The organism is Cryobacterium sp. M23 (genome assembly GCF_002929655.1).
Lineage (GTDB): Bacteria > Actinomycetota > Actinomycetes > Actinomycetales > Microbacteriaceae > Cryobacterium > Cryobacterium sandaracinum.
In genome coordinates this window covers 1-18,767 of record NZ_PJJV01000052.1, presented here as the reverse complement: position 1 = coordinate 18,767, position 18,767 = coordinate 1, and the positions used below count along the sequence as shown (strand labels likewise).

General features: G+C 67.6%; 15 protein-coding genes. 6 read left to right on the top strand and 9 right to left on the bottom strand.

Going from position 1 to position 18,767, the window contains the following annotated elements; genetic code table 11:
* Window positions 1–455: 455 nt before the first annotated feature.
* Window positions 456–5,309: an NAD-glutamate dehydrogenase gene (locus CXY82_RS03200; RefSeq protein ID WP_104169652.1), complete on the bottom strand. Its 4,854-nt coding sequence runs from the start codon at window positions 5,307–5,309 to the stop codon at window positions 456–458.
* Between the two features lie 176 nt (window positions 5,310–5,485).
* On the opposite strand from CXY82_RS03200, the gene CXY82_RS03195 reads away from it, so the two are divergent.
* On the top strand, window positions 5,486–6,466 hold the full coding sequence (locus CXY82_RS03195; RefSeq protein ID WP_104169651.1) for an NAD(P)H-quinone oxidoreductase: 981 nt from the start codon (window positions 5,486–5,488) through the stop codon (window positions 6,464–6,466).
* 536 nt (window positions 6,467–7,002) lie between these two features.
* Window positions 7,003–7,203 carry a hypothetical protein gene (locus CXY82_RS03190; protein ID WP_104169650.1) on the top strand — a complete coding sequence of 67 codons (201 nt, stop codon included), beginning with the start codon at window positions 7,003–7,005 and terminating at the stop codon, window positions 7,201–7,203.
* Window positions 7,204–7,246: 43 nt separating this feature from the next.
* Here CXY82_RS03190 and CXY82_RS03185 read toward each other — a convergent pair whose 3' ends face one another.
* Window positions 7,247–7,993, bottom strand: a complete 747-nt coding sequence (locus CXY82_RS03185; RefSeq protein ID WP_104169649.1) for an endonuclease/exonuclease/phosphatase family protein — start codon at window positions 7,991–7,993, stop codon at window positions 7,247–7,249.
* Between the two features lie 118 nt (window positions 7,994–8,111).
* Here CXY82_RS03185 and CXY82_RS03180 point away from each other — a divergent pair, with 118 nt between their 5' ends.
* Both CXY82_RS03180 and heR read left to right on the top strand, forming a co-directional pair.
* Window positions 8,112–8,702, top strand: a complete 591-nt coding sequence (locus tag CXY82_RS03180; protein WP_233193960.1) for an MOSC domain-containing protein — start codon at window positions 8,112–8,114, stop codon at window positions 8,700–8,702.
* Window positions 8,703–8,768: 66 nt separating this feature from the next.
* Entirely contained in the window at window positions 8,769–9,569 is an 801-nt protein-coding gene (gene heR / locus CXY82_RS03175) for a heliorhodopsin HeR (protein ID WP_104169648.1), read from the top strand.
* A 329-nt stretch (window positions 9,570–9,898) separates the two neighbouring features.
* On the opposite strand, the gene CXY82_RS03165 is transcribed toward heR, so the two are convergent.
* Window positions 9,899–10,765 (bottom strand): alpha/beta fold hydrolase, encoded by an 867-nt coding sequence (locus CXY82_RS03165; protein ID WP_158252117.1) that lies wholly within the window; start codon window positions 10,763–10,765, stop codon window positions 9,899–9,901.
* Between the two features lie 441 nt (window positions 10,766–11,206).
* On the opposite strand from CXY82_RS03165, the gene CXY82_RS03160 reads away from it, so the two are divergent.
* Window positions 11,207–12,217 carry a diacylglycerol kinase family protein gene (locus CXY82_RS03160; protein ID WP_104169645.1) on the top strand — a complete coding sequence of 337 codons (1,011 nt, stop codon included), beginning with the start codon at window positions 11,207–11,209 and terminating at the stop codon, window positions 12,215–12,217.
* Window positions 12,218–12,373: 156 nt separating this feature from the next.
* Here CXY82_RS03160 and CXY82_RS17515 read toward each other — a convergent pair whose 3' ends face one another.
* The 3 genes from CXY82_RS17515 to CXY82_RS03145 all read right to left on the bottom strand — a co-directional run bounded on the left by CXY82_RS17515 (window position 12,374) and on the right by CXY82_RS03145 (window position 16,097).
* Entirely contained in the window at window positions 12,374–14,356 is a 1,983-nt protein-coding gene (locus CXY82_RS17515) for a DUF2207 domain-containing protein (protein WP_199180867.1), read from the bottom strand.
* A gap of 215 nt (window positions 14,357–14,571) precedes the next feature.
* On the bottom strand, window positions 14,572–15,513 hold the full coding sequence (locus tag CXY82_RS03150) for a hypothetical protein (protein ID WP_233199186.1): 942 nt from the start codon (window positions 15,511–15,513) through the stop codon (window positions 14,572–14,574).
* A 353-nt stretch (window positions 15,514–15,866) separates the two neighbouring features.
* Complete coding sequence (locus tag CXY82_RS03145; RefSeq protein WP_104169643.1) at window positions 15,867–16,097, bottom strand: hypothetical protein; 231 nt, start codon at window positions 16,095–16,097, stop codon at window positions 15,867–15,869.
* A gap of 291 nt (window positions 16,098–16,388) precedes the next feature.
* On the opposite strand from CXY82_RS03145, the gene CXY82_RS03140 reads away from it, so the two are divergent.
* The gene (locus CXY82_RS03140; protein ID WP_104169642.1) at window positions 16,389–17,774 is read left to right on the top strand and encodes an LLM class flavin-dependent oxidoreductase; all 1,386 of its coding nucleotides are present in this window, start codon (window positions 16,389–16,391) and stop codon (window positions 17,772–17,774) included.
* 22 nt (window positions 17,775–17,796) lie between these two features.
* Here the strand turns inward: CXY82_RS03140 and CXY82_RS16970 are convergent, their stop codons facing one another.
* The 3 genes from CXY82_RS16970 to CXY82_RS17820 all read right to left on the bottom strand — a co-directional run.
* On the bottom strand, window positions 17,797–17,988 hold the full coding sequence (locus CXY82_RS16970) for a hypothetical protein (RefSeq protein WP_146069038.1): 192 nt from the start codon (window positions 17,986–17,988) through the stop codon (window positions 17,797–17,799).
* A 174-nt stretch (window positions 17,989–18,162) separates the two neighbouring features.
* The gene (locus CXY82_RS03135; RefSeq protein ID WP_104169641.1) at window positions 18,163–18,576 is read right to left on the bottom strand and encodes a DUF2256 and DUF3253 domain-containing protein; all 414 of its coding nucleotides are present in this window, start codon (window positions 18,574–18,576) and stop codon (window positions 18,163–18,165) included.
* On the bottom strand, window positions 18,542–18,767 hold a 226-nt coding region (locus tag CXY82_RS17820), incomplete at its 5' end, for a hypothetical protein (protein ID WP_233199184.1). The genes CXY82_RS03135 and CXY82_RS17820, both read right to left, overlap by 35 nt.

The window sequence follows — 18,767 nt, the reverse complement described above, 5'->3', positions numbered from 1 at the left end:
CCGGAAGACTGCCCCGGAAATCCGTCGAGCGGCGCCGCCGATGTGGTCAGAATCCGTTTTTGGCAGCACGGACTGTGGCTAACTCAGGAGATCCCCACGCGCCGGCGACGCCCACCGCGTGATTCCGCGGCACATGTGCGGCCAAGAGGCATTGCGTTGTCAGATCTCCTGAGTCAGCCACACTGCAGCGAAGGCTGGTTCGGGACACCGGCTGCCCGCGGGCGACCCCGACCGGGCTCAGGCATCCGTCGGTTCGGGCCATCCACTGTGGCTAATTCAGGAGATCCCCGTGCCCGGCCGGCACCCGCCTCGTGATTCCGCGGCCGATGCCGGCCCACACTCATCAGGCTCGCCATTCTCCTGAGTTAGCCCCAAACGGCCGGTGGCAGCAGGCAGTAACAGTGCGCGAGCAGCGCGCGAGCAGCGCGCAGCGACGGATGTCCGCAGCCGGCAGGTCAGCGGCGCACGATCGAGCGCAGCAGCCGCACAACCACGGACAGGGACGCCATGTCGTCCTGACCGAGGGCGTTGACCTCCTCGAACACGCTGCGAGCCCGTCCCAACTGTTCCGCGTTGAGCGCCTCCCAGGCGAGCAGTCGGGCGTCGGCGTGGCCGGCATGCGTTTCCTTCAGCACCGCCCGCGTCATATCGGCGACCGTCGAGTACAGGTCGTCGCGGAGGGCGGCGCGGGCCAGGGCCTGCCAGCGGTCCTTGCGCGGCAGCACGGTGATGCGCTCCAGCAGGTTGTCCACCCGGAACCGGTCGTAGACCGTGTAGTAGACGCCGGCGACGTCGGCCAGAGGCTCATCGACCTGGGCGGAGATCTGCGCCACGTCCAGCAGGGCGAAGGCCTCGAAGAGTTCGGCCCACCGGCGACCGAGGTTCTCCGGTACGCCCCACTCCTGGGCGGTCTCCAGCAGGGACTGCACGCGTTTGAGGTCGCCGCCCTTGAGGTAATCCTCCAGGTGGGCGCGCATCAGGTCCATTTGCGGTTTGTACTGGGCCACCACCTCGCCCACCGGTCGCGACGCCCCCTGGTTGACCTGCCAGCGCACGGCCCTGTCGAGCAGGCGACGGATGTCCAGGTGGATCGACGTCCAGTGCTTGGTCGGGAACGACGACGGCAGGGCGTTGACCTCGGCCACGAGCACGTCGATTTCGAAGATCTCCCGCAGCGCGACGAAGGCTTTCGCGACCGTGGCCTGGTTCGCCGAGGTCTCCTCCATAGCCCGGAACGCGAAGGTCACGCCGCCGAGGTTGATCATGTCGTTCGCGACGACGGTGGCGATGATCTCGCGGCGCAGCGGATGCGTGTCGAGCTCGGCGTCGAAGCGCTCGGACAGCTGCACCGGAAAGTACCGGCGCAGGGTTCGGCCGAACCAGGGGTCGTCGGGCAGGTCACTGTCCCGCAGCGTGGTCGCCAGATCGATCTTGGCGTAGGCCGCCAGCACGGACAGCTCGGGTGAGGTCAGGCCCTGGCCCGTTTCAAGGCGCTCCCGCAGCGTCGCCGTGGTGGGCAGCGCCTCCAACTCGCGCTTGAGGTCGCCCGAGGCCTCCTGCCAGTCCATCAGCCGTTCGTAGCTGGGGCTCCAGGTGGTCACCTTCGCCCGGTCGTTGAGCAGCAGGATGTTCTGGTCGACGTTGTCTTCCAGCACCAGCCGCGCCACCTCGTCGGACATGGAGGCGAGGAACTCCGACCGCTCCGACTCGGCCAGCTTGCCGGCGGCCACCATCCGGTCGACGAAGATCTTGATGTTGACCTCGTGGTCGGAGCAGTCCACCCCGGCGGAGTTGTCGATCGCGTCGGTGTTCAGGATCACGCCGGTGAGGGCCGCCTCGATGCGCCCGAGCTGGGTCATCCCGAGGTTGCCGCCCTCGCCGACGACCTTGACCCGCAGATCCCGGCCGTCGACCCGGATGGCGTCGTTCGCTTTGTCGCCGACCTGCGCGGCCGTCTCGCTGCTGGCCTTCACATAGGTGCCGATGCCGCCGTTATAGAGCAGGTCGGCCGGGGCGGTCAGGATGGCGCGGAGCAGTTCCGGCGGGCTCAGCCGCACCGTCCCGTCCGGCAGCCCGAGTGCGGCGCGCACCTCGGCGGAGATCGTCACCACCTTGGCCTGGCGCGGGAAGACCCCGCCGCCGGCACTGATTAGGCTGGTGTCGTAGTCCGCCCACGACGACCGCGGCAGGGCGAAGAGGCGCGCTCGTTCCTGGAAGGAGCGCGCGGCATCCGGATTCGGGTCCAGGAAAATGTGCCGGTGGTCGAAGGCCGCCAGCAGACGGATGTGCTCCGAGAGCAGCATGCCGTTGCCGAAGACGTCGCCGGACATGTCGCCCACGCCGACGACCGTGAAGTCCTCGGCCTGCGTGTCGAGGCCCAGTTCGCTGAAGTGGCGCTTGACCGACTCCCATGCGCCGCGGGCGGTGATGCCCATTGCCTTGTGGTCGTAGCCGATCGAGCCGCCGGAGGCGAACGCGTCGCCCATCCAGAAACCGTATTCGGCGGCGACGCCGTTGGCGATGTCGGAGAAGGTGGCCGTGCCCTTGTCGGCCGCGACGACCAGGTAGGAATCGTCGTCGTCGTGGCGCACCACCCGGGCGGGCGGCACGAGCTGCTCCCCCTCCGCCGTGGTCACCAGGTTATCGGTGAGGTCGAGCAGCCCCCGGATGAAGGTCTTGTAGCTCCCGATGCCCTCGGCCATCCAGGCCGCGCGGTCCAGCGCCGGATCGGGCAGCTGCTTGGCGAAGAACCCGCCCTTGGCGCCGGTCGGCACGATCACCGCGTTCTTGACCGTCTGCGCCTTGACCAGGCCGAGCACCTCCGTGCGGAAGTCCTCCCGCCGGTCCGACCAGCGCAGCCCGCCGCGGGCCACCTTGCCGAAGCGGAGGTGTACGCCCTCCACCCGCGGGGAGTACACCCAGATCTCGTACTTCGGCCGCGGGAACGGCAACAGCTCGATCGTGGTCGGGTCGAGCTTGATGCTCAGGTAGGGCTTGTCCTGGAAGAAGTTCGTGCGCAGCGACGACTCGATCAGGTTGATCAGGGTGCGCAGCAGCCGGTCGGCGTCGAGCGTGGTGACCGCTTCCATGGCTGCCGTCAGCTCATCCTTGACCTGCAGGCTGCGACGGATGCGCTCCGGCTCGGCCAATTCCGGATCGAACCGGGCCTCGAAGAGCGCCACCAGCCCTCGGGTGACGGCCGGATTGGCCAGCAGGGTATCGGCGATGAAGCCGTAGGAGTTGGTGTTTCCAGCCTGGCGCAGGTACTTGGCGTAGCTGCGCAGGATGACGACCCGGTGCCAGGGCATGCCCTCCCGCAGCACCAGTCGGTCGAGGCCGTCCGATTCGATGGCCCCGCTGACGGCGGCGCCGAAGGAGTCGGCCAGGAGTGCGCCGGTCGCGACCGGGTCCACGCCCTCGGGGTAGCTCAAGCCCAGGTCGTAGAGGTAGAACGCGCGGCCGTCGGCGGTCTCGATCTCGAAGGGCACCTCGTCGAGCACCTCGATGCCGAGGTTCTGCAGGAACGGCAGGATCTGGCTCAGGCTCTTGGGCTCCATCATGTAGAGCTTGATCCGGGCATCCTCCGCCGTGACGCCGCGTCCCGCGGTGCTTCCGTCGTCGGCGTCGATGACCGTGTCACCGGCGCCCGTGCCGGTCGGAAGATACACGTTCAGCGCCGGCCGGATCGGCCCGGTCCCGGCGGCCGCCGCCGCGGCGCCGGCCTCGAATCGCCCGATGTCCTGCACGGCCTCCTCGAGCTCGTAATCCACCCGGTAGCTGGCGGGGAACGCCTCCGACCAGAGTTCGGAGAGGCGCTCCGCCTCGTCCAGCGGGTGGCTCTCGCGCAGTTTCTCGCCGATCCCCTCGGGCCAGGACCGCACCGCCATCACCAGCCGGTGCTCCAGCGCGATGGCGTCGACGACGCCGACCGTGTCGTTCTTCTGCAACCGGATGCGGAAGAACAGCCGGGCCAGCGCGGACTCGGTCATCCGGGCCTCGAAGTCGACGGACTCGGCGTGGAAGGTGTCCCGCAGCTCCTTCTCGATCCGCAGCCGCACGGCCGTGGTGTACCGGTCGCGGGGGAAGTAGACCAGCGCGGTCATGAACCGGCCGTAGACATCCGGGCGGAGGAAAAGCCGGGTGCGCCGCCGCTCCTGCAGACGCTGGATGGCCAGCGTGGTGGTGAACAGGGTGGGCACGTCGATCTGGAACAGCTCGTCGCGGGGGTAGGTTTCCAGGATGCCGAGCAGCTCCTTGCCGCTGTGCGACCCTGGCGGGAACCCGGCCTGGTCCATCACAGCGTCGACCTTTTCGCGCAGGATCGGCACGTCCCGCACCGAGCTCGTATACGCCGTGGCGGCGAACAGGCCGATGAAGCGCTGCTCCCCCCGCACGTTGCCGTCCGCATCGAAACTCTTGATCCCGATGTAATCGAAGTACGCCGGGCGGTGCACGCTGGAACGCGAGTTCGCCTTGGTGATCACCAGGGCGCTGCGCTCGCGCGCCTTGAGCCGGCCGGCATCCGTCAGGTGCTGAATCTGGTGCCCGTCTTCGGTGGAGCGCAGCAGCCCCAGGCCGCTGCGGTCACGGATGCTCAGCACGTCCTCTCCGTCGACGGTCTCCAGGTCGTACTCCCGGTAGCCGAGGAAGGTGAAGTTGTCGCGGTCGAGCCAGCGCAGCAATTCCTGCGCCTGCTTGATCTCCTGGATGCCCTCGGCGTGGGCGACGTCGCCGAGCGCGTCGGCGATCTCCACGGCCTTCGTTCGCATGGCCTGCCAGTCCTCGTTGGCGGCGCGAACGTCGCCGAGGACCGTGGCCAGCCCGGTGACCAGAGCAGCCCGCGCCTCGTCATTGGCGGTTTCGATCTCGATCGCGATCCACGACTCGACCTGGGTGACGGTCTCGTCGACGTCACCGGGCCGAGCGCCGTCGCCGCCGTGCACGCGGGTGACGCCGAGAAGCTCGTTGGTGTTCCGGTCGCGGGTCACGACGAGGAGCGGGTGCACTTCGAGGTGGATGGCCGAGTGCTGGCGCACCAGCTCGGCGGTCACCGAGTCAACCAGGAAAGGCATGTCGTCGGTGACGATGTAGACGATGCTGCGGCCGGCTTCGTTCCGGATCTCGATGTTCGGGGTGCTGGGGGTGCGGCTCTGGGCGACCTGCCAATGGTGGACGGCCCGCTCGCGGAGGGTTCCCACATCGGAGTTCTGCCGGTCTTCCCCGGCCAGGTGCTCGTAGTAGTCGCCCAGGAAAGCGTCGAGTGTGCTGCCTGCCGGTGATTTCCCGGTGCGGGTGGACTCAGACGTCATTGAAATAAGCCTCCATCAGAAAATCTCCGCGTCATTGCGGATCACGTGCGTACGACCCAAGGCATGCAACAGCCACGCCCCTGTCTACCATCGTAGATTCCGTGGCCGGGTTCCACAGACCGAACCACCGCGCAGTCGTGGATCCGTCGCAAAGTGCACGCGCGTAGGCTGACCCGATGCGCGCGATCATCGTAGACACCCCCGGCGGCCCCGATGCCCTCACCCTCACGACGGTGAGCGACCTGCCCATCGGGGCCCGGGACATCCGGATTCGAGTGGCCGCCGCGGGCGTGAACCGGGCGGATGTCGCGCAGCGGCTGGGCAGCTACCCGTCGCCGGCCGGGGCGCCGCAGTGGCCCGGGCTGGAGGTGTCCGGAGTCGTCAGTGAAGTCGGCGCCGAGGCAAAGCGGTTCGCGGTCGGCGACCGGGTGTGCGCCCTGCTGGCCGGCGGCGGCTACGCCACCGAGGCCGTGGTGCACGAGGACCTGGCCCTGCCCGTGCCCGAATCCGTGGACCTCGTCGAGGCCGCGGGCCTGCCGGAGGCGCTGGCCACCGTGTGGTCGAACGTGTTCCTGAGTGCGGGGCTGGCCGCCGGGGAGACGCTGCTCGTGCACGGCGGCGCCAGCGGCATCGGCACCACCGCGATCCAGCTGGGCGTGCTCGCCGGCGCGCGGGTGGCCGCGACGGCCGGCTCAGCCGAGAAGCTGGCGGTGTGCCGCAGCCTGGGCGCGGAGATCCTGATCAACTATCGCGAGCAGGATTTCCCCACCGAAATCCAGGCCGCCACAGAGGGGCGCGGCGCCGACGTGATCCTCGACATCATCGGTGGCTCCTACGCGGCCCGCAACGTGGCGGCACTGGCGGTCGACGGCCGGATCATGGTGATCGCCAACCAGAGCGGCGAGAACGCCGACTTCAATCCGTTCCATCTGATGCAGAAGCGCGGCCGGTACTGGGGTACCACCCTCCGCTCCCGCCCGTTCGAGGAGAAGGCGGCCATCATGCAGGCCCTCAGGACGGATGTCTGGCCCTGGCTCGAATCCGGCCGCTTCCGCCCGGTGATCGACAGCATTTTCCCGTTCGAGAAGGCCGCCGAGGCACACCGGCGGCTGGAGGCATCCGTTCACGTGGGCAAGATTCTGCTGGTCGGTGATTGAGCCCGTCGGGACTCGGGACAGAAACATGCGCTGGAAAAACAATCTGAAGAGGGGACAAGTTTTGAACAGCATCAGTCTGTTCGTGCCGATCCTGCCCGGCAAGCTCGACGCCTGAAAGCAGTTCACCAGGGAGTCGAACGCGCGCATGGGCGAGCACACGGAGTCGCGCCGGCGGGCCGGCATCACCTGAGAAACTGGCACACCGAGAGCCGGCGGCAGGCCACGGCTAGTTCCGACACCGAGTGAGGATGCCGCCGTGGATCCAGAGCTGCTCCACGTTGGTCGGCTTCCACTCTGTAGGCGACCTCCGGCGACACGAGGTCGGCCAGCCATCCGTCCCGAACGAATTCGACGCCGAACCCGGCGCTCGCCCGTGCTGAACAGCGTCCGCGCGGTGCAGTCAGCTCTGCCAATCCGGGAGCGATGCAACCAACCGATTCGGACTCACTCGTCCTGGGCAGGCGAGGCACGGTAAGCGCCCCGCGGGCCTGCTACCGTAAACGCTGTCGAATCCCCACCCGATTGGAACCACCCGCATGAAGAACTGGTCCTTCACCACCTGCGCCGTCGCCGGGTTCAGTTTCAGTGCCTTCGGGGTGGCCCTGATCATTCTCAACGCCGTGACGGCCAACGCGTTCCTCACCGTCCTGCTCTGGATGGCGGGCGTGGCCCTCCTGATCGGCGCATCCCTGTCGGTGCGTGCCCACCTGCTCTGGACGCGCGGCGACACCCAGTAGACGAGGCCCCGCCCTCGACGCTCAGTAGTCGAGGCCCCGCCCCTTAGATCGCGAATTCGCCGCCCGGAGCGCGCTCCGTCTCGGCGAGGCTGGCCGGCACATTCGTGGCGTTCACCGACTCGTCGCTGTAGGTGGAGGTGACCAGGATGGGCAGGTGGTCGGAGGTGCCGAGGGGCAGCGTCTCGACACTGTCGATGGACAGCCCGATGGAGGTTGCCAGGTCGAAATGCCCGCGGAAGAACTTGTAGCGCGTGTACGTTCGGGTGTCGCTCAGGGTGAGGTCGTAGCCGGACTGAGTTATGTGGTCGCCGAGGCGCCCCTTGAAGATCGGGTAGTTGTAGTCGCCCACCATCAGGGTCGGCAGGCCCGGCCCGAGCACGTGCAGTTCTTCGTGCGCGGTGCGGATCTGGTTGCGCCGCAGGGAGTTGAGCGCGGTGAGCGGCGCGGCGTGGAACGAAGCGACGACGATTTCGCGGTGGGCGACGAGGTCGGTCAGTCGGGTGCCGATCAGGCGCTCATGCGCGGGGGTCAGCACGCGGTCGTGCAGTGACTTCTTGAGCGCGAAGGTCTGGGTGCGCTCGTTGGTGAACCGGTCCATGCGATAGTAGATCGCCAGGCCGAGTCGGTTGCGCACAGTGGAGTCGGCGAGGTGCAGGAGACCGATCTCCTCGGGGAGCTCGAGGGTGTCGCATTCCTGCAGACACAGGACGTCGGGATCGTAGTTCTCGGCCAAGGCGATGAGCTCACCACTGGCACGATTCTTGCGGAGGTTATAGCTGATGACTTTCACGACTGACCTTTTTCGACTCGACTCGACTCGCTGAACACCCACCTAGCCTACGTTTGCGACGCCGAAATGCTATAACGGCTGGGTGAATTCTCGGCGGCCCTCATGCGAGACTCGGGGCATGATGCAGGATGCGACGGCCACAGTGGCGGCAACGGTGACGGCCACAGTGACGGCAACGGTGCAGTCGGTCAGCCGAGACGAACGGCACGCGTTCAGCAAGCCGACGGTCCCGGACATCCGTTTGATCGCGGGATTCGGGGTGGAGGGCGACGCTCACGCCGGAGCCACGACGCAGCACCGCTACCTGATCGTGAAGGATCCGACCAGGGCGAACCTCACCCAGGTGCACTTCATGCCCGCCGAGCTCTTCGACGAGCTGCGGGGGGCCGGCTTCGAGGTCTCCCCCGGCGAGCTGGGCGAGAATATCACGACCCGCGGGCTGGATCTGTCCGGCCTTCCGCGGGGTGCCCGGCTGCGGCTCGGCAGCGACGCGGTCGTGGAGATCACCGGGATGCGCAACCCCTGCTCACTGATCAACGGGTACCAGAAGGGGCTGATGAAGACGCTGATCGACACGGATGATGCCGGTCAGGTGATCCGCAAGGCGGGGATCATGGGAATCGTCGTCACCGGGGGAAGCGTCGCTCCCGGGGACCCGATTCGGGTGCGGCTGCCGGCCGGGGAACACCTGCCGCTCGGCGTGGTCTGACGCTTGGGTAACGGCAGTCGGCGACCCTGCTAGTCTCGGCCTCACCTGACCTGTGGAGGAGTCCCGATGGCACGCAAGAACTACACCCCCGATCAGAAAATTTCCCGCCTCCGCGTCTACAACATCGTGGCCGGCTCACTGCACCTCGTGCAGGCCCTGGGCTTCGCATACGTGCTCACCCTGCTCAGTACCCAGGTCACCTTTGCCGTCACCGCCGACTATCTGTCGGGTCCTCCCGGCGTGCCGCTGCCGCCCGAGCGGGTGACCCTGTTCGACGTCAACGTGGGCATCGGCGTCGTCTCCTTCCTGGCGCTCTCGGCCTTCTTCCATTTCCTGATCTCGTCGCCGAAATTCTTCCCTCGCTACGCGGCGGGGCTCAAAGCCAACCGAAACTACTTCCGCTGGGTCGAATATTCCCTGAGCTCCTCGATCATGATCTGGCTGATCGCCCAGATCACCGGCATCACCGACATCGCGGCCCTGTTCTCGATTTTCGCCGCCAACGCCGCCATGATCATGTTCGGGGCACTGCAGGAGAAGTACGAGACACCCGGCAACGGCAAGTTCCTGCCCTTCATCTTCGGGTCGATGGTGGGCGTGGTGCCGTGGGTCGTCATCCTGATCTACTTCATCGCCCCCGGCTCGAACACCGAGGCCGCACCGCCGGCCTTCGTTTATGGCATCATCATTTCCCTCTTCCTGTTCTTCAACACGTTCGCCGTCAACCAGGTGCTGCAGTACCGTCAGGTCGGCGGCTGGCGCGACTACCTCCGCGGCGAGCGCGCCTACATCACGCTGAGCCTGGTCGCCAAGACCGCGCTGGCCTGGCAGGTGTTCTCTGGCGCGATCATCCCGGCACTCACCTAGGGCAATCGTCTAGCCGACCAGCTCGGACTGGCGGCCTTCACCCAGACCTATGCCGAGCTCACCATTCGGCTCGCGGAGCAGAAGCTCACTCCCTCCCCCGATATGGGGGAGGAATACGTGGTCGGCCCCGACACCGAACCCGACCCGGCGAAAGGGCAGCCCCGGATCATGCTCCCACTGAACTGAGCTGGTGCCGGGCACGGCAGAAGCACCACCCCCGTGCTTCGAAGCTGGTCCGCAGCGCCACCTCGTAATCGTCCCGGGCGAAGCCAGGGACAGCTGTCGTCTCACCGACCTTCCGGGTCAACAACGACCCCGCGAGGCGACGGCTACAGCGTCGACGGACGAGTGCCCGCAGAGCGCGCACTCGGGGAGTGGGCACCCGTAGCGCGGCCGCCCGCGTCGGAGCCGTCGAGGAACTCGAGGATGTCCGGCAGGAGGCGTGGGTCTGAGATCGCGGCCATGTGCCCCTTGCCGGGGAAGAGGATGAGGCGGGCGTTGGGGATGCGCGCCACCGTCTCGCGGAACAGCTCGGGCGTGTAGAAACCGTCCCGGTCACCACCGATCAGCAGGGTGGGCGCTTCGATCTCGCCGAGCCGGTCGCGCAGGTTGAAGGCGTCTTCGGCGCGAATGGTGGTGATCAGGTCGGGGCTGGCCTTGCCGAACGTGCGGGGTCCGAGCATCCAGCCCATGCCGGCTGCCAGCCGACTCGGGGGCTTGTCGCTGAGGACACTGAACATCTTCCGGCCGGCCTGCCGCGGGCGCCCGGCAAGAACCTCTTCAGCGACCCGACGCTGCACCTTCTTGCCGTTTGGCCCCAGGGTGTAGGCCGCGCAGACCACGACGAGACGCTGCACCACATCGGGATGGTCGGCGGCGAGTTGCAGGGCGATGCTCCCGCCGGTCGACGTGCCGATCACGTCGATGGGCCCCGGAAACTCCAGGCGCAGAGCGTCGGCGTAGTCCCGGGCGATGTCGGCCATGCTGGCGTTCGGGTCGAGGCCCGGGCGCGGGGTCAGCCTGAGCACGCTGTGCCGGGCCGCCACCGGAGCCAGCATCCGGGTCACGAGCATGCGCTCGACGCCGACCGTCGGTTGAAAGTTCTGGGTGAGGCCCGGGATGGCCACCAGCGGCGAGCCCGTGCCGAACCTCAAATAGGGCATCCCTCCGAGGAGGGTGCCCGTTCGCCGAGCCATGGTGCGCGCATCGGTGACATTCTGTGTTTGTGTCGCGGGGGGCATTGAATTGACCCTTTCGTTTCATTGACGGTTCCGGATGCCGTCAGCCGGCTCCGCGGAGAGCGGTGCGGCAGCGAGCGGTGCAGCAGCGATCGGCCCGGCAGCAACCGGCTCTGGCGTGGCCGGCTGCGCAGAACCGTTGGTGACAGTACCCGCGCCGCGGGACCCCCGAAAGCGTCCCAGCAGATTCGGCCGGGGTTCAGGAGAGTCTTCCCACCCTGAAGCGAACGAGAGGAACGTGATTTTCGAGCGAAGTGGTGCCAGCATAAGGAGTGGGTCTGCGCCTGGGAAGGGGCGCCCGACTGCGGGGTCGCGTGACAAATGGGCAGCGGCATCCGTCTAGATGAGTGAGAACCCATTTACGGAAGGCACCAGCTTCCACCATCGAACGGACCCCACATGACGAGCACCGATCTGCACCACGACGACCTGACCGATGACGTGAGCGCACCCCGGCTCGCCGCGGTCGTCTACAACCCCATAAAGGTTGACGTCGACGTTCTTCGGGACGCCGTCGAGGCCCAGCAATCGGCCGCCGGCTGGCCGGAGACGCTGTGGTTCGAGACGTCAGCTGAGGACCCGGGGCAGGGACCGGCCCGGAAGGCGATCGAAGCCGGGGCCACCATGATCATCGTGGCCGGCGGCGACGGCACCGTGCGCGCCGTCGCGGAAGCCGTGCACGGCACGGAGTGCGCACTGGCGCTGCTGCCGTCGGGCACCGGCAACCTGCTCGCCCGCAACCTGCAGCTGCCCCTCGCCGACACCGGGCTGGCCCTGCAAGCCGCGTTCGCCGGCCAGAACAAGGTGATCGACGTGTGCCTGATCGACATCGAGCGGGCCGACCGGTCGGTCGACCGGCACGCCTACCTGGTGATGGCCGGGCTCGGCCTCGATGCCAAGATGCTCGCGAACACCGACGACGACCTCAAGGCGAAGGCCGGCTGGCTGGCCTACGTGAAAGCCATGATCGCCGTCGGCAAGGACGACAGCGATCTACGGTTCCGGTACCGGCTCGACGCGAAGCCCGAGCAGGCGATGCGCGCGCACACCATCATGGTCGGCAACTGCGGGTCGCTTCCGGCCAGCATCGAGCTGATTCCCGACGCCGCCCTCGACGACGGACTCTTCGACGTGGTCGTACTGAAGCCGGAGGGCTTCGGCGGCTGGCTGCAAATTCTGTCGAAGGTGCTGTGGGAGAACGGCGTGCTCAGCCGAACGGCATTGGGCCGCAAACTGCGCACCAATGATGTCGACGCGCTCAACTACGCCACCGGCACGAAGCTCGTGCTGCGGCTCAACCGTCCGGAAGAGATCGAACTCGACGGCGACGGGTTCGGCACCGCCGTGGCCTTCAAGACCTGGGTGGATGCCGGTAGCCTCACCCTGCGCGTGCCGAGCGACGCCGCGTAGGCGGCGCGGGGCATCCGTCGCCCCTCTCCCGTTCCACTCTGCTCGACGCGCGGGAGGTGCGCCGCTCTGCGGATGGCATGCCACCAGCGAAGCGGCGCGGCACCCGCGCCGGCACGACGGGCCACGGATGCGTGACGGCTGCACACCCGGCAGCCGTCAACGGCCGCCGCCACCGCCTCCGCCACCGCCACCGCCGGAGAACCCGCCGCCGCCGGAGCCGCCGGAGAAACTTCCTCCGCCGCCGGAGTATCCGCCGCCGCTGCTGGAGCTGACGGGAACCGTGGCAGAGGTGAGGACCGAGGCGACCCAACCGTTCATGGCGACGCCGAAGCCGCTCGCGGTGAAGCCTCCCTGCGACACGATCCAGCCCGGCGCCGGCGCCCCGTGCTCGTAGAGCACGACGAGCTCCTTCGCCCAGTCCCGTTCGACACGCCAGAGCACCGCGAAGGGGAGCAGCTCCTCATAGAGCTTGACCAGTTCGACGGTGTCGGGTGTTCCGGCGGCATCCGTCACCGGGCTCGGCAGCGCCCCCGATGCGACACCCGGCGTGGCAGGCATCGTGACCCGCAGCGCGCCGTCCGGGCCCTGCAGCAGGCGGAAACGCTCCTCCTCGGCGAGCTCTAGATAGACCTTCAGTCCCTTGAGGTAGTCGCGCTGATCGGCCCCGGAATCGGTGAGCTGCACCGTGCCCTGGGCGAGGTAGAGGGCCAGGTAGAGGAACAGCGCTGCGATGACGGCGACCGTCATCACCTCGCCGAACTTCGGGGAGCCGTCGATCAGCGCCACCGCACCGAGGACGGCCAGGGCCGGCAGCAGCACGACGGCCATTCCGATGGCGATCCACCTGCCGCCGCGGCCGGCCACCTTGGCCCGCCAGCCGCGCTGAATGACCGACGCTGTCGCGGCGGGGAGGAACGCGCTCAGTTTGGCGGCGAGCGTGCTGTCGGCGACCCCCAGTTCCCGCGTCGCTCCGATCGTCAGGCGGGGGAACAGCGTCTCCAGCAGCTTTCGCTCCTGAGCGTCCACGCCTTCCACGGTCAGCAGCTGCAGCGTGTAGTCGCCGCCGCCTGCGCTGACCGGATAGTCGAGGATGCGCACCGTGCCGCGCACCGCCAGGCTCACGAGCTGCGCGGCGATAGCCGTCTTCGACCGATTCGCAAGGTCCCCCGCCTCCAGCAGGTTGTAACCCTTCGGCACGCTGTACTGGGCGATGATGGTGCCTCGACCGCGCGCGTCGCGCTGGCCGAGTCGGCGACGGATGAAGGCGAGCACGACCCCGAGGAAGCCGACAGCCGCCACCAGGAACAGCAGCCCGGTCGCCGGTTCTCCCCCGCCGTTGTCCGAATCGCTCGCACTGTAGCTGGCCGAGGCCGGCACCGACACGAAGGTGCCGGGTGCAAAGCCGATGGCCACGGTCAGGTTCTGCCGCGGACCGAGACCCTGCACGGACGAGGTGAACAGCTGGCCCGTGCATCCGGGCACTGCGGCATCCGTCGTCTGGCTGATCTCGCACCGGGCGCCGTCGTCCTGGGCCCCGGAATAGCAGGCGGTGTCGCCGGTGAGGAACTCGGCGACGCTCGGGTCGACGTGCACGCGCGCGGTGACGGAGCCGAACGACTGGTCGAACCCGGTGCCGTTGGTGTCCCAGTAGAGCTCGTCGTCGTCGGTGTCGGCGAACGCGCGCACCACGTTCTGCTGCGTGTAGGTGATCGTGTAGGTCTGCTGGCCGCGCACGAACTCATCGGTGCCGAGCGGCACCTCGGTGACGGAGCCCTGGTCATAGGTCTCGAAGTAGACGGGGGCTCCGGTGGCGTCGGTGACCGATTCGACGGTGGTGTTCAGCGGCACCCCGTTGTAGTCGTTGGGGAGGAGGCGCACCATGCCTCGGTTCTGGTCGAAGTTCGGGAACTGCGCCACGAACGTCTCGACCGTGCGCAGGGTGGAGTGCCCGGCGTCGTCACGGGAGAGGTAGTAGTCGGCCTCGAAGGAGGTGAATGTGAAGTCACCGGTGTCTGCCGACGCGGCCAGGGGCATTTCGACGGCCGGCATCCCGAGCGCGAGCGCCGCCGAGACCGCGAGCGCGGCGATGACCTGCACGAATCGACGTAACGGATGTCTGGCCGGTGCGATCCCGTGCATGTTGCCGCTCCCTGTTTCTGCCGGAGCCGGGAGCCTCGATGCGGCGTCGACCGCGCCGAGCCGTGCTGTCCCCACAACATCCGCCCTTCGAAGGCTAGTGCAGCACGGGTCCCTTCGGTGCATGCGAACCGACAGCTGAGAGCCCGGCAACGAGAAAACCGGTCGGCCCCTTCACGAGGGGACGACCGGCCTTGGTGCTGCGGGTAGTCAGGGCATCAGTACCAGTTGTTGGCCTGCGAGTGAGACCAGGCGGCGCACGGGGTGCCGTAGGAGGAGGCCTTGATGTAGCCGAGGCCCCATGCGATCTGCGTGGTCGCGTTGGTGGCCCAGTCGCTGCCGGCCGTCGCCATCTTGTTGCCGGGCAACGCCTGCGGGATGCCGGTGGCACCGCCGTTGGAGTTCACGGCGTCGTACTTCCACTCCGATTCCTTCTGCCACAGCTGGTTCAGGCAGGAGAACTGGTCGGCGCCCCAGCCGTACTGGGACGCGGCCATGGCCTGAGCCGTGGCGCGCGCTCCGGCAGGAGTGTTGCCGGAGGCCAGCGACTGGGCACGGGAGGACTCGGCGGCGGCCTGCGCGGCGGCCTGCGCTTCTGCCTCGGCTGCGGCCTGGGCTGCGGCCGCGGCGGCAGCCTCGGAGGCAGCCTCGGCGGCGACGCGGTCGGCTTCGATCGACGCCGCGGTGACGGCGGCGGTCTCGGCCTTGGTCTGGGCGGTCAGCGAGGTGACCTCGTCGAGAGGGAGGATCTCGTAGCTGGCGAGCGAGCTGGCGACCGCGGCGAGGCTGGAGGCATCCACCTTGTCCTGGGTGGCGGCGATGACCTGATTGGCCTCGTTCAGGGTGATGGAGGCCGAGTTGTCGCCGTGCGCCTTGGCGACCGCGCTGTAGGCGCCGAGCTGTTCACGGTGCAGGCCCGTGCTGTCGGCGAGTGCGGTTGTGGCCGAGACGCGGTCCTGGGTGGCGGAGGCGGACTGACCGGCGAAGCCGGCGCCGACTGCGAGGCCGGTGATGGCGAGCACACTGCCGGCGATGAGCGCGATGCGGTACGGGCGGTTGATCTTGGTGGGGCCGGTGGTGCTGTTGCTGCTGGGAATGCTGTTGCTTCGCTTATTTTGGGCAGCGAATCGGATGCGGATTTCTTCGGGTGTTTCGGGCATGTATGTGCGCTTGACTTCCGTGTTACGCAAGCTCGCACGCGTGCGCGCGCCGGCTCACTGAGCATCGGGCCTGCGCTTTCGGGGGACGGCGCAGACGAAACTTATACTCTGTCTCATGTTTCTGAACAAACGCTCAGTATTCTGTAAAAGTCATGGGTAGCAGGGGATTGACACGAGATTCGGCAGGCCGCGCACCTCGATCAGGCGTGCCGCAGCGGGGGAGCCGCGTCAGCAGAGCCGACGGGCAACTCGCCCTGGTTCGCCGCGGCCGCCGGGCGGCGAATGAAGAACGCCGCGGGGATCGCGAACAGCGAGATCACGGCGCCGCACAGGAACGCGGCTGGAGCCCGTGATCAGCAGACGGGTGGGCCCGGAGCGGTCGGCAGCCAGCCCGCAACCGGGCCGATGCCGCCGGATTCCGCATTCAGGTTGCTGAGGCCGTAGACGAGCTTGCCGAAGCCGGGCGCTGAGAGGATGACCAAGACCACGTCGATCGGCGTCTTGCGCGAAGTGGTGACGTTCTTCAGCCCCAAGCCGCCCACGACGAGCGCGCTGAGGGCGATCGGGAGCACGAGGTTGAACATTTAGCGCCAGCCGAGCACGCTGAGAATGGCGCCCGAACTGCTGGAGCCGATGCAAGGGCGACCGAGAAGACGATGGTCAACAGCAGCGCGAATATGGTCGTCGTGCCGGTGGCCCGCACGACCCAGGCGGCCAGCAGCGTCGGCGGCAGTGTGGCGGTCTCGTGCGCGGCGAGGGATTCAAACCGCGCCGCTCCGGGCGGATCTGCGAGAGTCAGCCCGTCGCTCCCCGTGTGTTACGCCAAATGGCGAGTGCTGTGGCGCCGTCAACGACCGCGCCGCAGGATGGGTGGCATGCCCAGACAAATTCGCTTCAACGCTTTTGACATGAACTGCGTCGCGCACCAGTCCTCAGGAATGTGGCGGCATCCGCTTGACCAGTCCTGGCGATACAAGGACCTCTCCTATTGGACCGACCTGGCCAGGCTGCTCGAGCGAGGCACTTTCGATGGCATTTTCATCGCCGATGTGCTCGGAACGTACGACGTCTATGGCGGTTCGAACGAAGCAGCGATCCGGCACGGGGCCCAGGTTCCCGTGAACGACCCGATTCTGCTCGTCTCCGCCATGGCGGCGGTGACCGAGAACCTCGGGTTCGGCGTGACCGCGGGTACAGCGTACGAGCATCCGTACCCGTTCGCACGAAGGATGTCGACGCTCGACCATTTGACGAAGGGTCGCGTCGGCTGGAACGTCGTCACCGGTTATCTGCCGAGCGCCGCCCGCAACATGGGGCATGAAGACCAGTTGGAGCATGACGACCGCTACGACGTCGCCGACGAGTATCTCGAGGTGCTGTACAAGTTGTGGGAGGGCTCGTGGGAAGACGATGCCGTCATCCGCGACCGGGAGACCGGGGTGTTCACCGATCCGAGCAAGGTGCATGAGATCGGGCATTACGGCAAGAACTTCACCGTGCCGGGGATCCACCTGTCCGAGCCGTCGTTGCAGCGCACGCCGGTGATCTATCAGGCCGGGGCATCGCGGCGCGGTATCGCCTTCGCCGCCGGCAACGCCGAGGCGATCTTCGTGGCCGCTTCGACCAAGTCCGGCCTCACCGCGACCGTGAGCAAGATCCGGGATGCGCTCGAGCAGGCCGGTCGAGACCGGTACTCCGCGAAGATCTACACGCTGCTGACAATCATCACCGACGAGACCAGCGAGAAGGCGCACGCAAAACATCAGGACTACCTCTCCTACGCGAGCGAAGAAGGCGCCCTGGTGTTCATGTCGGGCTGGATGGGCATCGATCTCTCGCGGTATGACCTCGACGAGCCGATCGGCAACGTGAAGAGCAACGCGATCCAGTCGGCGGTGGCAAATTTTCAGGCGGCGAATGATGACGGCTCCGAGTGGACCGTGCGTGACATCGCGAAGCTCGGCGCAATCGGCGGCCTGGGGCCGTTCATCGTCGGCTCACCGGAAGAGGTTGCCGATCACCTGCAGGAGTGGGTCGCCGATACCGATGTTGACGGGTTCAACCTCGCCTACGCGATCACACCCGGAACGTTCGAAGACGTGGTCGAGTTCGTGATTCCCGAGCTGCGTCGTCGCGGGGCCTACCCGGAGGAGTACGTCGAGGGCACTCTACGCAACAAGTTGCACGGGCGCGGCGACCGTCTGCCCGAGGAGCACCACGGAGCCGATTATCGGCTCGGGGTGAACCAATCCGTTAGGTGACGAGCGGCGACCGCCGCTCGCCCTATGCAATCCCCGACTGCACCAGCAGCCGGGGGAAATCCGTGCGGCGGCGCCCGGCCAGTTTGAGCACCTGCTCACGCTCGCGCCGCAGCACGACCGACGGCCGCGCGGTGGCGGCGGCCAGAATGCGGGCAAGGGTCTCGGGCCACGGCACCCGCGCGTGGCCACTACCGGTCCCGAGACTCACAGGCAACCGGGACAATTCACCTTCAGTCGCGGCGAACAGGTCAGTTGCCGCTGCCGACCCTCATCGCATAACTCCTGCAATCCGGTGAGACTTCCCGCACGATCCGCGTGATTACGCGGGTGGACAAATCGGCAGGCAGAATTTGCAGGAGTTATGCTCGCCCCGCACGGGTCACCGCGTCTATGCCCGCACCCGCCGCAACCGGATCGGACCCTTCGCCGTCGACGGATCGACCACGGCCCCGCCCTGCGTGATCTGCAGGTTACCGCGGGCGACCATGCGGCGTGCGGCGCGTCGGGCCGGCTCCGTGAGGTCGTTCCAGCCGTCACCGCCGACCACTTTCGCCGCCTCGGACGGGCAGATCGTGGCATCCGTCGCCCGCGCACTGAGCAGTGTCGCGATAGCCTCTTCCAGCTTGAGGTCGGTCGCCGTGACCCCATGTGCGCGGCAAGCGGTCGAGCAGTACTTCACCGACTCCCAGTTGTCGGCCCACTTCATGCGCCACTCGATGCGCCGCCCACACGAGGCGCACGTCTTGTCCGCCCGGTCACGGGCGGGGTCAGAATCGGCGGGCTTTCGTTGACGGTGGGCCATGCCTTCTATCCTGCGGGATGGCGCGGGTCGCCGAAAGCCGCCGAGAGTCGCCGTTTGCGCCGAGCGTCGCCGTTCCAGCGGCGATTCTCGGCAGAATCGGCGACTCTCGGGGCTGCAGGGCGCCGGGCAGGCCGCCGGGCAGGCCGCCGGGCAGGGCGCCGGGCAGGCCGCCGGGCAGGCCGCCGGGCAGG

What these genes read in the sequence shown, in the direction of transcription:
- CXY82_RS03200 (WP_104169652.1), bottom strand. Translation starts at nt 5,309, where the DNA reads ATGACGTCTGAGTCCACCCGCACCGGGAAATCACCGGCAGGCAGCACA.
- CXY82_RS03195 (WP_104169651.1), top strand. Translation starts at nt 5,486, where the DNA reads ATGCGCGCGATCATCGTAGACACCCCCGGCGGCCCCGATGCCCTCACC.
- CXY82_RS03190 (WP_104169650.1), top strand. Translation starts at nt 7,003, where the DNA reads ATGAAGAACTGGTCCTTCACCACCTGCGCCGTCGCCGGGTTCAGTTTC.
- CXY82_RS03180 (WP_233193960.1), top strand. Translation starts at nt 8,112, where the DNA reads ATGATGCAGGATGCGACGGCCACAGTGGCGGCAACGGTGACGGCCACA.
- heR (WP_104169648.1), top strand. Translation starts at nt 8,769, where the DNA reads ATGGCACGCAAGAACTACACCCCCGATCAGAAAATTTCCCGCCTCCGC.
- CXY82_RS03165 (WP_158252117.1), bottom strand. Translation starts at nt 10,765, where the DNA reads ATGGCTCGGCGAACGGGCACCCTCCTCGGAGGGATGCCCTATTTGAGG.
- CXY82_RS03160 (WP_104169645.1), top strand. Translation starts at nt 11,207, where the DNA reads ATGACGAGCACCGATCTGCACCACGACGACCTGACCGATGACGTGAGC.
- CXY82_RS17515 (WP_199180867.1), bottom strand. Translation starts at nt 14,356, where the DNA reads ATGCACGGGATCGCACCGGCCAGACATCCGTTACGTCGATTCGTGCAG.
- CXY82_RS03150 (WP_233199186.1), bottom strand. Translation starts at nt 15,513, where the DNA reads ATGCCCGAAACACCCGAAGAAATCCGCATCCGATTCGCTGCCCAAAAT.
- CXY82_RS03145 (WP_104169643.1), bottom strand. Translation starts at nt 16,097, where the DNA reads ATGTTCAACCTCGTGCTCCCGATCGCCCTCAGCGCGCTCGTCGTGGGC.
- CXY82_RS03140 (WP_104169642.1), top strand. Translation starts at nt 16,389, where the DNA reads ATGCCCAGACAAATTCGCTTCAACGCTTTTGACATGAACTGCGTCGCG.
- CXY82_RS03135 (WP_104169641.1), bottom strand. Translation starts at nt 18,576, where the DNA reads ATGGCCCACCGTCAACGAAAGCCCGCCGATTCTGACCCCGCCCGTGAC.